At 58.7% G+C, this 14012-nt stretch carries 11 protein-coding genes; 9 read left to right on the top strand and 2 right to left on the bottom strand.

Annotated elements, in window-relative coordinates; translation table 11 throughout:
* Positions 1-48 precede the first annotated feature (48 nt).
* The 3 genes from ACO59D_RS02180 to ACO59D_RS02170 all read left to right on the top strand — a co-directional run bounded on the left by ACO59D_RS02180 (position 49) and on the right by ACO59D_RS02170 (position 3524).
* Positions 49-1770: an ABC transporter permease gene (locus tag ACO59D_RS02180; protein ID WP_485125584.1), complete on the top strand. Its 1722-nt coding sequence runs from the start codon at positions 49-51 to the stop codon at positions 1768-1770.
* Between the two features lie 3 nt (positions 1771-1773).
* Positions 1774-2850: an ABC transporter ATP-binding protein gene (locus tag ACO59D_RS02175; protein WP_485125583.1), complete on the top strand. Its 1077-nt coding sequence runs from the start codon at positions 1774-1776 to the stop codon at positions 2848-2850.
* A gap of 131 nt (positions 2851-2981) precedes the next feature.
* Positions 2982-3524, top strand: coding sequence for an HdeD family acid-resistance protein (locus tag ACO59D_RS02170; protein WP_485125582.1), 543 nt, complete (start codon positions 2982-2984; stop codon positions 3522-3524).
* A 693-nt stretch (positions 3525-4217) separates the two neighbouring features.
* Here the strand turns inward: ACO59D_RS02170 and ACO59D_RS02165 are convergent.
* Positions 4218-6308, bottom strand: coding sequence for a glutamine synthetase III family protein (locus ACO59D_RS02165; protein WP_485125581.1), 2091 nt, complete (start codon positions 6306-6308; stop codon positions 4218-4220).
* 626 nt (positions 6309-6934) lie between these two features.
* Between ACO59D_RS02165 and ACO59D_RS02160 the strand changes: the two genes are divergently transcribed.
* Positions 6935-7594, top strand: coding sequence for a bifunctional 4-hydroxy-2-oxoglutarate aldolase/2-dehydro-3-deoxy-phosphogluconate aldolase (locus ACO59D_RS02160; RefSeq protein ID WP_485125580.1), 660 nt, complete (start codon positions 6935-6937; stop codon positions 7592-7594).
* Positions 7595-7659: 65 nt separating this feature from the next.
* Positions 7660-8757, top strand: a complete 1098-nt coding sequence (locus ACO59D_RS02155; protein ID WP_485125579.1) for an iron-containing alcohol dehydrogenase family protein — start codon at positions 7660-7662, stop codon at positions 8755-8757.
* 152 nt (positions 8758-8909) lie between these two features.
* On the opposite strand, the gene ACO59D_RS02150 is transcribed toward ACO59D_RS02155, so the two are convergent.
* Positions 8910-9791: a MurR/RpiR family transcriptional regulator gene (locus tag ACO59D_RS02150; protein ID WP_485125578.1), complete on the bottom strand. Its 882-nt coding sequence runs from the start codon at positions 9789-9791 to the stop codon at positions 8910-8912.
* Positions 9792-10133: 342 nt separating this feature from the next.
* Between ACO59D_RS02150 and gndA the strand changes: the two genes are divergently transcribed.
* The 4 genes from gndA (at position 10134) to ACO59D_RS02130 (ending at position 13995) form a co-directional block, all read left to right on the top strand.
* A complete protein-coding gene (gene gndA, locus ACO59D_RS02145) occupies positions 10134-11573 on the top strand; it encodes an NADP-dependent phosphogluconate dehydrogenase (RefSeq protein ID WP_485125577.1) in 1440 nt (479 codons plus the stop codon).
* Between the two features lie 86 nt (positions 11574-11659).
* Positions 11660-12496 (top strand): PTS mannose/fructose/sorbose/N-acetylgalactosamine transporter subunit IIC, encoded by an 837-nt coding sequence (locus ACO59D_RS02140; protein WP_130812545.1) that lies wholly within the window; start codon positions 11660-11662, stop codon positions 12494-12496.
* A gap of 53 nt (positions 12497-12549) precedes the next feature.
* The gene (locus tag ACO59D_RS02135; RefSeq protein WP_485125576.1) at positions 12550-13527 is read left to right on the top strand and encodes a PTS system mannose/fructose/sorbose family transporter subunit IID; all 978 of its coding nucleotides are present in this window, start codon (positions 12550-12552) and stop codon (positions 13525-13527) included.
* Between the two features lie 48 nt (positions 13528-13575).
* Entirely contained in the window at positions 13576-13995 is a 420-nt protein-coding gene (locus ACO59D_RS02130; protein WP_165443675.1) for a PTS sugar transporter subunit IIA, read from the top strand.
* Positions 13996-14012 lie beyond the last annotated feature (17 nt).

Raw genomic sequence — 14012 nt, 5'->3', positions numbered from 1 at the left:
GCGCGCTGCGCCTCGGGGCGAAGTGTGTCAAACGAGAGGAGAGATGCCATGGCACGAGGTCAAAGTACTCGGCTGGACCAGAGGAAGCTGCTTGCCGATCCCATACTCGTCACCACGATCATCGTCCTGATTGTGTTTCTGACGCTGTTCATCCTGTATCCGCTGGCAATCCTTCTCGTTGATGCAGTGGTGGGGGAGTCTGGCCCCACGCTTTCCGTGTTCCAGCGCGTCCTTGCGATGCCGGCCTTCGAGACGGCCATCACGAACACGCTTGTGCTGGGGCTTTTCGTTGGTGTTGTGGCCACCCTTATCGGGCTGCTCTTTGCCTACGTCGAGGTCTACGTGAACCTCAAGTCCCGCTTCATGAGCGGGCTCTACAAGCTCGTCTCCATGCTGCCGGTCGTCTCTCCTCCGTTCGTGCTGTCGCTCTCGGTCATTCTCCTCTTTGGCAAGGCGGGGCTTGTCACCCGCACGTTGCTGGGCATCTACGACAACAACGTCTACGGGTTCTGGGGCATCGCCCTTGTCCAGACGCTCACGTTCTTCCCGGTGTGCTACATGATGTTCCGTGGGCTCCTGAGAAACATCGACCCATCCCTTGAGGAGGCCGCGCGCGACATGGGTGCCTCTCGCTGGAAGGTCTTCACCAGCGTCACACTGCCGCTCATTCTGCCTGGCATGGGCAACGCGTTTCTCGTCTCCTTCATGGAATCCATCGCCGACTTTGCGAACCCCATGATTATCGGCGGTTCGTACGATACGCTTGCCACGTCCATCTACCTGCAGATTACGGGTGCCTACGACAAGCAGGGCGCCTCTGCCATGTCCTGCGTGCTCCTCGGCATCACGCTCGTGATGTTCATCGTCCAGAAGTACGTGCTCGAGCGCAAGAGCACGGCGACCCTCACCGGCAAGGCGGCACGCGGCCGCATGCTCATCACCGACAACTCCGTGCGCATTCCGCTCGCCGTCCTCTGCGGTGCAGTTGCCATCTTTGTCGTGGCCCTCTACATCTGCGTGCCGTTTGGCGCCCTGTTCAAGACGTGGGGTTACGACTACTCGCTCACGCCAAAGTGGTTCATCCAGGTGTTCACGCTCCATCACGGCCTTGAGGCATTCGCCGACTCGTTTGGCCTGTCGCTCGTAGCGGCACCGCTCACGGCGCTCCTCTCGATGGTGATCGCCTATCTCGTCGTAAAGCGTCGCTTCCCCGGGCGTGGGTTCATCGAGTTTGTCTCCATGCTTGCCATGGCGGTCCCCGGGACCGTCCTTGGCGTCGGCTTTATTCGCGGCTTCTCGAGCGGCGTCTTCCACACTGGCTTTATGCAGGGACTCTATGGAACGGCAGCCATTCTCGTCATCGTGTTCATCGTGAGGTCGCTGCCTACGGGCACGCGCTCGGGCATCTCGGCGCTTCGACAGATTGACAAGTCCATCGAGGAGTCTGCCTACGACATGGGTGCCAACAGCTTCCAGGTCTTCATGACCGTCACGCTGCCGCTCATCAAGGATTCGTTCCTCTCCGGACTCGTGACTGCGTTCGTGCGCTCCATCACGGCAATCTCGGCGGTCATTCTTCTGGTCACGCCACAGACGCTCATGATCACCGTGCAGATCAACGAGTACGCCGAGAAGGGCGCCTATGGCATAGCCTGCGCCTTTGCCACGATCCTTATCATCGTCACCTACACCGCCGTTATGCTCATGAACGTGTTCATCAAGCACTTTGGCACCAGCGCAAAGATCAATGCCAAGAGCGAGGGAGAATAGCCCATGGCCAAGGAGAAGAAGGGTGTGCGCCTTGAGCACATCTCCAAGATCTACCAGGACCCAAAGACGAAGAAGGACTTCTACGCCGTCCATGATGCAAACCTCGAGATAGTGCCGGGCGAGTTCGTGACGCTGCTGGGCCCATCGGGCTGCGGCAAGACGACCATCCTGCGCATGATTGCCGGGTTCGAAAGCCCGGACGAGGGCCAGATCTACCTGGGTGGAGAGCCCATCAACGACCTCACGCCCAACAAGCGCGACACGGCCATGGTCTTTCAGAGCTACGCCCTGCTCCCACACTACAACATCTTCGACAACGTGGCATATGGACTAAAGATCCGCAAGCTCCCTGCCGAGGAGACACGCGAGAAGGTCACGCGCATCCTGGGCATGGTTGGCCTTGAGGGCATGGAGGACCGCATGACCAACCAGCTCTCCGGCGGTCAGCAGCAGCGCGTTGCCCTGGCACGCGCCCTGGTCATCGAGCCCTCGGTCCTGCTCTTCGACGAGCCGCTCTCCAACCTGGATGCCAAGCTTCGCGTGGAGATGCGCACCGAGGTGCGTCGTATCCAGCAGGAGGCGGGCATCACCGCCGTCTACGTCACGCACGACCAGTCCGAGGCCATGGCTATCGCGGACAGGATCATCGTCATGAAGCGCGGTGTGATCGACCAGGTGGGAGACCCGCACGCCGTCTACTATCGTCCCGTTGACGAGTTCGTGGCCGACTTCATCGGCGAGTCCAACTTCCTGCGCGGCAAGCTGGCCGAGAAGGACGGTGACTCCGGTGTCGCAACCATCGAGGGGCACAGCGTTGAGGTCGATGGCGTTGCCTCCCACAACGTGGGCGACAGCATCGCGCTGGTTCTGCGCCCGGAGGCGGCGACGCTTGCCGACGGGGGCGTGCTCCGCTGCAAGGTCACGCTCTCCCGCTTTATGGGCAGCTACCAGAACTACCAGGTCATGGTCGGCAACACCCTCGTCAAGATCCAGGACTTCAACCCCAAGACCCACAAGGTCTACGAGGTGGGGGATGATGCCTTCGTGAGCTTCACGAAGGGTGACGTCCACGCACTGTAGCGCTGGGCGCCATGCGATGAACGCCGTGCGGGTGGCCCGTGCAGGAATGCGCGGACCCCTGCTGTTTTGGTGGATTTGGGTCTGGGTATCAATAGGTGTAGGAATACAGACGCCGTAGCTGGAGGATGAACATGGAGATTAAATTTACAAGGTCGAAGCTGGGAACCATCCTCAGCGGTGTGGTGATGGTCATTCTAGGCTTCATCATGTTCTCTAACCCTGGTCAGGCTACGCTGACCATCACGCTTACAATCGGCTGGGTCCTTGTCATCATGGGCGTTGCGTCTCTTATCGGCGCCTTCACTCAGCGCAATGCGATCCTCTCCTCGACCGACCTTTACTTCGGCATCCTTGAGCTGCTCTTTGGCTTTCTCATCGTTAACTGGCCCGGATTCTTTGTGGCGTGGATCTTCATCCTGCTCGGCGTCTTCGTGATGGTCGCGGGCATCAACTCGCTACTTGGTGCCAACGCCCTGCGAGTGCTGGGCGTGAGCGGCTCCAGTGCCGCCATGGCAGGTGCCGTGCTCGCGGTGGTCCTTGGCATCATGGTCATGCTATCGCCGTTTGCCATGGCGGGGATGACGATGGTCCTCTGCGGCGTGGCTCTGGTTTATGCGGGCATCGTTCGCATCGTGGATGGCGTGCGCATGCCCAAGGACAACAAGACCGCGTAGCAGAGCAAGTACCGTAGCAGAAGGGCCTGGCGAGAAGCCCCCTTGCCGTCTGGCAGCAAACCCCGGTTGTGCGTACACACAACCGGGGTTTGCCACCTCGGGTGGGGCTTTCTTGGGGAACGCCGAAGCGCTGGCAGAGAGGTTCCATCGTGCGTACGCTGGACCGCAGCTTTCTGCCTGGTAGGGCTTCCAGAAGGGTAAGGTTGGCAGAGAAGTGCCATCGTGCGTACGCACGAGGGGAACCATTTGCCAGATGGGCATCCTGGAGGGCATGGTTTGGCGGGGAAGTACCCTCGTGCGTACGCATAAGTGGCAACCTCTGCCATGGCCTTCTCGCCCAACTGGAAAAACGCTGGCGCATTGGCAGAAAAGTTTCATCGTGCGTACTCACGATCGTAGTTTTCTGACAAGCGACCCCTCAGACGGACGAGATTGGCAGAGAAGCGCCCTCGTGCGTACGCCTCCGGCTCGGTGCCGTATCTTTCGGACAGGTAAGGATTTTCTTGCCGGTTAAACCCTCCTAACCGTAGAAATCCCACGGCTAGATTATGGGAGCTCGGAAATCCCGAACGTTTAGCCTGCCTCGCTCGCCGAGCGCCTTCCGCCCACGAAAAGGGTGCCCTGAGGAAATCCCCTCGGGGCACCAGGGCGTTCCAGCAACCAAGAGCAACCAAGCGCTGATATGTGCGTCAACTACACGTAGAACAGCATCTTGTTGTAGCTGGGGACCGGCCAGTAGTCGTGGCCGCAGACCTTCTCCATCTCATCGACGGCGGTGCGCAGCGCAGCCATTGCGGGAATGACGACGTCGCGGTAGCAGTCGTTGGAAGCCCGCGGGTCCTCCAGCGCCCTAGCCTGGGCGTCCTTGGCCTCAAGGTCGTCCACGGCGTCGGAGATGGCGTTGATGCCGTCGGTGAGCGTGGTCACCATCTTCTTCTCGGCCTTGGCGTCAATGCCAAGTTCGGCCTTGGTCGCGACGCTTGTGGCGATGTCTCCGGAGTAGTCGAAGAGGGCGGGCAGGTACATGTGGCGCGTCATGTAGACCATGGTGTTGGCCTCGATGTTCAAGAGCTTTGCGTACTGCTCAGCCTTCGCGACGTAGCGGGCGTGGGCCTCGGTCTCGCTGAGGACGCCGTACTTCTCGTAGAACCTAATGTTCTCGGGCTTGGTGAGCGCAGGCAGGGCATCCGGCGTGGTCTTGAGGTTGGGCAGGCCGCGGCGGGCCGCCTCGGCCTCCCACTCATTGGAGTAGCCGTTGCCGTCGAAGAGGATGCGCTGGTGGTCGCGGAAGGTGTGACGCACGAAGCGCATGGCGACGGTGGTGAAGCCCTCGTCGGCGCGGTCGGCAACGTAGTCAACGAAGCGCTCGCACTGCTCGGCCACGGCGGTGTTGAGGACGACGTTGGGGTCGGCGAGGTTCTGCTGGCTGCCGCACATGCGGAACTCGAACTTGTTGCCGGTGAAGGCGAAGGGCGAGGTGCGGTTGCGGTCGGTGTTGTCGCGCAGGACCTCGGGCAGCTGCGGGATGCCCAGGTCGATGGTCTCGCGGTCGTGGGCCTCCGGCTGCTCCTTCTTGATGAGGGCGTCCACGATCGGGGTGAGGGCGTCGCCCAGGAAGACGGAGATGATCGCGGGGGGTGCCTCGTTGGCGCCGAGGCGGTGGTCGTTGCCGGCGGACGCCACGGACATGCGCAGGAGGTCGGCGTGGTCGTCGACGGCGGCAACCAGGCAGGCGAGAAACACCAGGAACTGCAGGTTGTCCTGGGGGTCGTCACCGGGCTCGAGCAGGTTCTTGTCATCGGCGCACAGAGACCAGTTGTTGTGCTTGCCGGAGCCGTTCACGTAGTCGAAGGGCTTCTCGTGCTGCAGGCAGACCAAGCCGTGGTGGGAGGCGATGAGCTTCATCTTCTCCATGGTGAGGAGGTTGTCGTCGATGGCGAGCGACCCCTTCTCGAAGATGGGTGCAAGCTCGTGCTGGGACGGTGCGACCTCGTTGTGCTTGGTCTTGGCCGGGATTCCCAGCTTCCAGAGCTCGTCGTCAAGCTCCTTCATGAACTCGTTGACTGTCGGACGGATGGCGCCGAAGTAGTGCTCCTCAAGCTCCTGGCCCTTTGCGGGCTCGCAGCCAAACAGCGTGCGACCGGTGAGGACGAGGTCGGGGCGCGCCTGGTAGTCCTCCTCCTTGATGAGGAAGTACTCCTGCTCGGGGCCGATGGTGGTGTAGACGCGGTGGGGCTCCTGGCCAAAGAGGGCGAGAAGGCGCTTGGCCTGCTTCTCGAGGGCGACCTCGGAGCGCAGGAGCGGCGTCTTCTTGTCAAGCGCCTCGCCGGTGTAGGAGATGAAGGCCGTGGGGATGCACAGGACCTCGTCCTTGATGAAGGCGGAGCTGGTGGGGTCCCACACGGTGTACCCACGGGCCTCGAAGGTGGCGCGCAGACCGCCGGAGGGGAAGCTCGAGGCGTCGGGCTCGCCTTGGACCAGCTCCTTGCCGGAGAAGGTCATGAGGATGGAGCCGTCGTCCGTGGGGGTGATGAAGCTGTCGTGCTTCTCCGAGGTGATGCCCGTGAGCGGCTGGAACCAGTGCGTGTAGTGCGTGGCGCCCTTCTCGAGCGCCCAGTCCTTCATGGCGTGGGCGACCTCGTTGGCGATGTCGATGTCGAGGGGCTCGCCGTCCTTGATTACCTGCATGAGCTTCTTGTAGGTGGGTTTGGGAAGGCGCTCCTGCATGTCCTTGTCGGTGAACAGCAGGCTCCCGTATTCCTCTGAGACCTTGTCTGTGGCCATACTGCCTCTTCTCCTGTCCCTGGTTCCGGAGGCACCGCGCGGTGAAGCGCATCCGCTGGCACCCTTGTATGCACACCACTGTACCGTGGCTTTGTTTCCCAATGTTGGCAGAGCGTGTTTCTACGCAATTTCGAGGAGAGGACGTTTGGGGACAGGACCCAGGATCCGCTGGGAGGGGCGCCGTGTCTGACGGCACGCCTGTGAGTGGGTGTCAAGCTCCGCGTCTGCGCCAAAACCCGCCTCGTCACGCGTGATTCTGGGGATGGGTCGAGTAGCGGGACTGCGTACAGGTATAGGCGCACACGCGTGTACTACATGTTGTGGCGTCTGCATTCCGATGCTATCGCTTCGCCGGAAATTACGTGCAACGGGTGGCAGTTCGATACACGGGATGGCCAAAGCTGTGCAACGAAGGGCAGATTGATGCTTCCATGCATGCGATTGGCCAGCAAGGCACATCAAGAGGGGTTCCCGCAGGGCGCCCCATAGTGCCGAGCGGTAGCCGTAAGCTCCTAAACGGGGTAGAACGCCAGAAACAAAGAAAATTTTCTTATAAGCTAATTAAAATCAAAAAAACTTTCTATAATGGGCGATGTACCGGTTGGCGCAGAACCAAGGAGACGCACATGGCCAAGTATATGAGACAAGACGGTTTTTACGAAGGCGTCGAGAGGATCGGCGTAATGCCGGTTGTTGTCCTTGAGAAGGTCGAGGATGCCATCCCAATGGGCAATGCGCTTAAGCAGGGAGGACTGTCTGCAGCCGAAGTTACGTTTAGAACTCCTGCAGCGGCTGACTGCATTCATGCTATTGCCAACGACTGCCAGGGCGTCCTCGTTGGTGCGGGGACCGTTCTGAACCTCGGCCAGGCGAAGAGGGCGGTGGACGCCGGAGCGAAGTTCATAGTGAGCCCTGGTTTCGACCTTCAGGTTGTCGACTGGTGCCTGGCGAACCAAGTCGACGTGATTCCCGCTGGCGTCACCCCCGCGGAACTTACTGCATTGGTTAACAGGGGCATTGAGGTGACTAAGTTCTTTCCCGCTGGCATTTACGGTGGACTTAAGGCTATCGATGCCCTGGCCTCGGTGTTTGTTGGTCATCGCTTTATGCCAACCGGTGGCGTTAACGCTGAGAATCTCCGAGATTACCTGGCAGATAAGGCAATCATTGCGGCCGGCGGCACGTGGATGGTGAGGCCAGCGCTCTTCAAGAATGGCGACTTCAGCGAGGTGGAGCGTAAGTCGGCCGAGGCAGCGCAGGTGGTTCGTGAGGTCAGGGGTCTGTAAGCACCGGGTTCGAGGTGTGAACGGCGCAGTTGCCGCTCAACCGGCAAACGAGAGGAGCAAAGCTCATGGCGAGCAGCACGACTAAACTCGACAGCGCAATAAAGTTTGGTGCGGGAAGGTATCGGCAGGAGGGCGGCCTACTTGACCATATGGGTGAGGAGATTCGCCGCTTTGGACGCAGGGTCCTTGTCATTACAGGCCCGCGCGCATGGGATGCGGTCAAGGATAAGTTTACGAACAGCATGAATGCCTCTGGCATCGATTTTCAACTGGAGATATTCGGCGGCTGGTGCTCCTTCGAGGAATCAAAGATCCTTGCCGACAAGGCGCGCTCCTATGGTGCCCAGGAAATTGTGGGTATCGGTGGGGGAAAGATTATGGACCTCGCCAAGGCGGTCGGCGAGGTTGCTAATCTAGGAACCGTTAACGTGCCCACCTCGGCCTCCACGTGTGCACCATTTACCTGCATGAGCGTCATGTATACCCCAGAAGGCGGCAAGAAGCTCAGCTGGAGGTTCGACCACGAGGTCGACGCCTGCCTCATGGACATGGATGTGATTGCAGGTTGTCCCATCCGCTATAACGCTGCAGGTATCGTGGACGCGATGGCAAAGCGCATCGAGATGCTTAATGGGAAGCCTGCCCTGAAGGAGGAGGAGACCCCCATCGATATCTTCTCAGCCTACAGCATTGCGTGCTATGCATATTCCGTGCTTGAGCAGAATGCTCTCAAGGCAATCGAGGATAACAGACAGCATAAGGCCACAAAAACGCTCTATGATGTGGCGTTCATGAACGTCCCGGTGACAGGCGTCATCGCAAATACCACCAAGAGTTTCAAGCAGTCAGAACTCGCGCACGTTATTTACGACGGCGTGCGTACCATCTTCACCAAGGAGGCAGCCAGCGCAATCCATGGGGAGATAGTCGGCGTTGGGCTCTTCTGCCAGCTCTACTTCAACGGCCAGGAAGACGAGGAGGCCGAGCTGCGCGATTTAATGCGCAGCATGGACATGCCGCTCACTCTTTCCGACCTTGGTATCGAGCCGACCGAAGGGAACATGGACAAGATCGAGGAGTACATCGCGAACTCTCGACACTTCACAAGCACCGACCCGGCAGACAGCAAGCGGCTTCACGATGCCGTTCGCGAGATGGCCTAGGAGGGTGGTGCCATTTACCTATTTTCGCACCTATGAGCTGGCGGGACTCGTGGAGCGAATGGCAAACGGCCCTGGCTGCCTTGGGGAGAGACAGCCAGGGCCACATTTCTGCCAAGGGGCTGCACTCGCACGGCTTTGCGAAGGCGTACAACTTACAGCTGCGACATATAGTTCTCAGGATTGTCCAGCTTGGTGAGGCTGATGGCAGATCTGATGGCATGCAGGGACTCGGGAACCCCCGGCTTGCGAAACATGACGGTCGTATAGAGAGAATCGATGAGGACAAGCTGGGATATCCTGCTCGAAAGCGATTCGGAGCGATACCCGGTTTCTTCAGACGCGGAGAGCAGGATGACATCCGAATAGCGCTCTAGATACTTTGAGGGGTAACTTGTCACCGCAATGATCTGGGCACCGGCATCTTTTGCAATTCTGGAAATCTCAATCATGCTCTCTGAGAGACCCGTGTGCGTGATTGCGAAAATGCAGTCATCTTCTTCAAGAAGGGATGCCTGCATAAGTTGGACGTGATAGTCGGAGGCAAATTGAACCTCGATGGGGGAGCGAAGGAACTTTTGGTAGGCGTCATATGCTACGGCGTTAGACTCTCCACTCCCATAAAAGGAGATGCGCCTTGCTTTGAGCAGCAGCTCTACTGCCATCTCAAGGTCATCTGCGTCAAAAAGCTTCGCCGTGTCCTCAAGAGACATTATGGAAGAGCGGAAAACCTTGTTTGCAATTTCTATCGCAGAGTCACTGCTTGACACGTTCTCATGGACAGAGATCTCCGGATTGTACGCATCGGTGAGAAGATCGTTTCTGAAGTCACGAAAACCCTGGTAACCGAGTTTCTTCGTGAATTTGAATATGGTTGAATCCGCAAGGCCAAGGGTCGATGCCATCTCCGAGATGGTCATGAGCGAGGCTTGGTCAGGGTTGTTGATAACGTACTCTGCGATCTCCTTCTCCTTGGAGGAGAAGGATGGCATGGCAGCCTTGATTTTTAGCAAAACCGAGCTGTTGTGGATAGGCATGGCAAACTCCTACATTCCCAATGACAGCGCACTTCCAGAGTGGATCTCGCTGAAACTTCGAAGCAACCGCCTGCCAAAAGACGCATCTTGTCAGGCGATACCATAAGGAAACGTTAGCAGGTAAACGTTCCTACTACGGCCAGGGCTGGCGAATGCCGCAATCTTCCCATGCATCAATGTCGCCTCCCGCTCATGGGTGGGCAGACGAGGGCAGGGAAGGGCCTTGACCTGACGTTCACAAAAAATATTTCGCCGTTTATGGAAAAAACGAAAAAAATTAGTTGAGCAAGCGTCATAGTGCATGTCGGTGCGTAGCCAAGTTTTGCCGACGAGAGGAGCACGATGAGTAGCTATGTTGGGGTCTTTGGCATGGGCGTCATGGGGCAGAGCCTTGCCTTGAACATCGCCAGCAAAGGGTATTCCGTTTCTGTCTTCAATAGGCATGGCGACGTGACCAAAAAGTTCATGGAGGGTCGCGTCCATGGACACGGGGGCAGGGAAGGGCTCGTAAGCGACTCGTATGACCTCGGGTCGTTCTGCGGCTCCCTCGAAACCCCTCGAAAGATAATCCTCATGGTCAAGGCCGGGCCTGTCGTGGATGCGGTCACCGACGAGCTTCTCCCGCACCTCGAGCCAGGCGACATTGTCATCGATGCCGGCAACTCGTACTACAAGGACACCAAGCGTCGTATGGACCACTATGCCGAGAAGGGCATCAACTTCTTTGGGATGGGCGTGTCCGGTGGCGAGAAGGGCGCCCTCGTTGGCCCTTCCATCATGCCCAGCGGTGACAAGAGGCTGTACGACACGTATCTGGCGAAGCTCCTCACCGATATCTCCGCCCACACCGATGACGGCACTCCGTGCTGCGACTACATCGGGCCAGAGGGGTCTGGCCAGTACGTGAAGATGGTGCACAACGGCATCGAGTATGGTGACATCCAGAACATCGACGAGGCCTACTGGATTATGAAGCGGCTCCTCGGGATGAGCAACGCCGAGATGGCAGACGTCTTCGAGGAGTGGAACAGGGGTCGTCTCAACTCGTTCCTCGTCGAAATCACCTACAAGATTCTGCGCGAGAAGGACCCGGAGACCGGGGATGACCTCATCGACCACATTCTGGACGAGGCGGCCCAGAAGGGTACCGGCATGTGGACGGCCATCGACGGCCTCGAGATGCGTATGGCCATCCCGACCATGGCAGAGGCGGTCTTCGCCCGCAACCTCTCCGCAATCAAGAGCCAGCGCGTCGACGCGGCCAAGGTCTTCCCCGAGAGGCCGGCGGCTCACGTCGGGGACAGGGGGGCCCTCCTTGCCGACCTCGAGCAGGCGGTGTACGCGAACAAGGTCATCGCGTACGCCCAGGGCTTCCAGCTGCTCTCCGCGGCCTCCGACGAGCACGGCTGGGACCTCAAGCTCGGCGACATCGCCCTTCTTTGGCGCGAGGGCTGCATCATCCGCGCCGGCTTCCTCGACCGCATCAAGGCCGCGTACAGCGAGGGGAAGAAGGTCGTGAACCTCATCCTCACGGACGAGTTCCGCGATGAGATCAGGGCCGCCATCCCCGCTTACCGCCGCGTTGTGGCTAGGGCAATCGAGTGCGGCCTCTACGTCCCGACGATGGCGGCTTCGCTGCAGTACTTCGACGGCTACACCTCGGAGAGGCTTGAGGCCAACATGTGCCAGGCGCAGCGTGACTGGTTCGGCGCGCACACGTTCCGTCGCGACGACCGCCCGCACGATGAGTCCTTCCACCACACGTGGGAGAAGCTCGTCTAGACCATCGCGCGCCCTTGTCGTTTCGATGCCGGTTCGTGTCTGTGTGTCTGCCGCGTGGGCAGACATGGCGAATGAAAGGTGAGAGTATGAGCATTACACAAGCACTGCTTATTGCGGTATTTGTTGCCGCAATCGAGTCTCGAGCCCTGGGCTACGCGACTCTGACGATGAGGTTCTCTCCCCTCATGACAGGAATGTGGGTCGGTCTCGTCTTGGGCAATATGGAGACGGCTATGGTCACTACCGCTGCCATCCAGCTCATCTACATGGGTGTTGTCGCGCCTGGTGGCCCGCTTCCCTCCGAGCCCTCGATTTCAGCTGCAGTCGCCGTCTCTGCGGCAGTCATTGGAAATCTCGACCCAAACGCAGCCGTCGCCATCGCGGTTCCTGTTGGACTTCTTGGTAGCTATCTCTACCAGCTCCGTTTCTTCCTGAACACCTTTGCGATCCAGAAGATGGATGTCTATGCGGCAGAGGGTGACAGCCGAAGGCTTGGGTTCTGGATTGGCGCAGTCCCCACAATGATTTCTTTCGCCCTGTTCGTGCCGACCATGTTCATCGCCCTGTACCTTGGCGCTCCTGTTATTTCCGACTTCATGAACTCGATTAGCAACGGTCCAGTGCTGCACGCGCTCAATACGGTTGGTGGGGGACTTGCTGCCCTCGGTATCGCAGTGACCATGCACGTCATTGGCAACCAGAAGCTCCTGCCCTTCTTCTTCCTGGGCTACTTCCTGGTTGTCACTGCCAGCCAGTTTGTCACGGCAATCAACAACGTGAGCTCCGCTGCCTCTCTTGATGTCACCATGTCCGGTATTACGACTGTTACCTGGGCTGCTTTCGGCATCATCATCGCTTTCCTCTACACCCTCTTCACTGCGAGGAAGGAAGAGGACAAGGACGACGAGGACGATGAGGATTAGCTGCGAAGCGACGACTCTCCCAGCTAAGACAGACGAGAAGGGAAAGCACTGCTATGAGTGAAGAGAAGAATGGCCAGGAGGTTGCAACCGCAGCCACAGGCGCTTCCGAAAAGACGTTCTCTAACGACTATCATGACTATCTCAACGCTGACGGCATCATCGAGGGCGATCCGACCCTTATGCTTGGCGACGAGAACGCACCGGAGGAGATCACAAAGCACGATTTGCTTCACGCTTGGTTCCGCGGATGGTGGGCAAACGAGGTTCCACACTCGTTCGACCGTATGATTGCGCCGGCATTCCTCTTTGGCCTCATGCCGATCCTCCAGAAGCTCTATAAGAACAAGGTCATGCTCGGCGAGGCATACCAACGCCACATGGTGTTCTTCAACACGCAGGCAATCTGGGGACAAGGCCTTATCACCGGAATCGTTGCCTCACTCGAGGAAGAGCGCGCGAAGGCACTTCACGAGGGTAGGGTCGAGGATGCCATTGGCCCACAGATTATCAATGCTACAAAGGTTGGCCTCATGGGCCCGCTCGCCGGCATTGGGGACTCCATCGACTCCGGCACGGTCCAGTACATCTTCATTGCAATGTTCCTGCCGCTTGCTCAGCAAGGCAGTGCTTGGGGTGCCCTGCTCCCGTGGATTTGCTTTACGGCTGCAACGTTCATCTACGGCTTTGCGTTTGTGAGGCTCGGCTACAAGATGGGCCGTCGTGCTGCCCTTGAGGTCATGAAGGGTTCCAAGATCAAGGCCGTCATTGATGGCTTGGGCGTCCTTGGCCTGTTCATGATGGGAATCCTTGCCGCAAGCTACGTAAAGGTCAGCACCCCGATATCCTTCGAGCTCTCTGGGAAGACGTTCGCCATCCAAACGATCCTCAACGGAATCCTGCCTGGATTCCTGCCGCTTCTCGCCGTTGTTTTCCTCTACCTGTACTTCAAGAAGAACGGCCTGAAGATTACGAAGGCAATGATCATCTACACCATCGTGCTTCTCGCCCTTGGGCTTGTGAACGTCCTCTAGTGACACCCAAAGGAAACCATCTATCGTCTGTCTACGGGAGGTCATCCGTTGAAGGAGAGAAGAGTCCTCGTCATCACCCACGGCCGCTTTGGCGAGGAGCTTGTGAAGAGCGTCGAGATGATTATGGGGCCGCAGGACTACATCACGGCTATGGGGCTTCTCCCTGGGCAATCTGTCGACGACCTGAGGGAAAGGGCATTCGAGGCGCTTGCGAAGAACGATGCCGATGGAGTCGATACGATTGTGTGCTGTGACTTGTTTGGAGGTAGCCCCAGCAACGTTGCCCTGTCCTGCCTCGGCAAGAGTGACTGCAAGGTCATGCTTGGTGCCAATATGCCCATGCTCGTCCAGTTGGTCCAGGACATCCATGACACGGAGGACCTCGATGGTCTCGTCAGCGCTGGCGCACAGGCAGGCCGGGATGGCGTCATTGTGAAAGACAGGGCAACCCTGCTCGGCAAGAAGTAGAAGATAAGGCAGGTAAT

This window comes from Tractidigestivibacter sp. (genome assembly GCF_057241865.1).
This window is presented reverse-complemented; position numbering and strand designations above follow the sequence as displayed.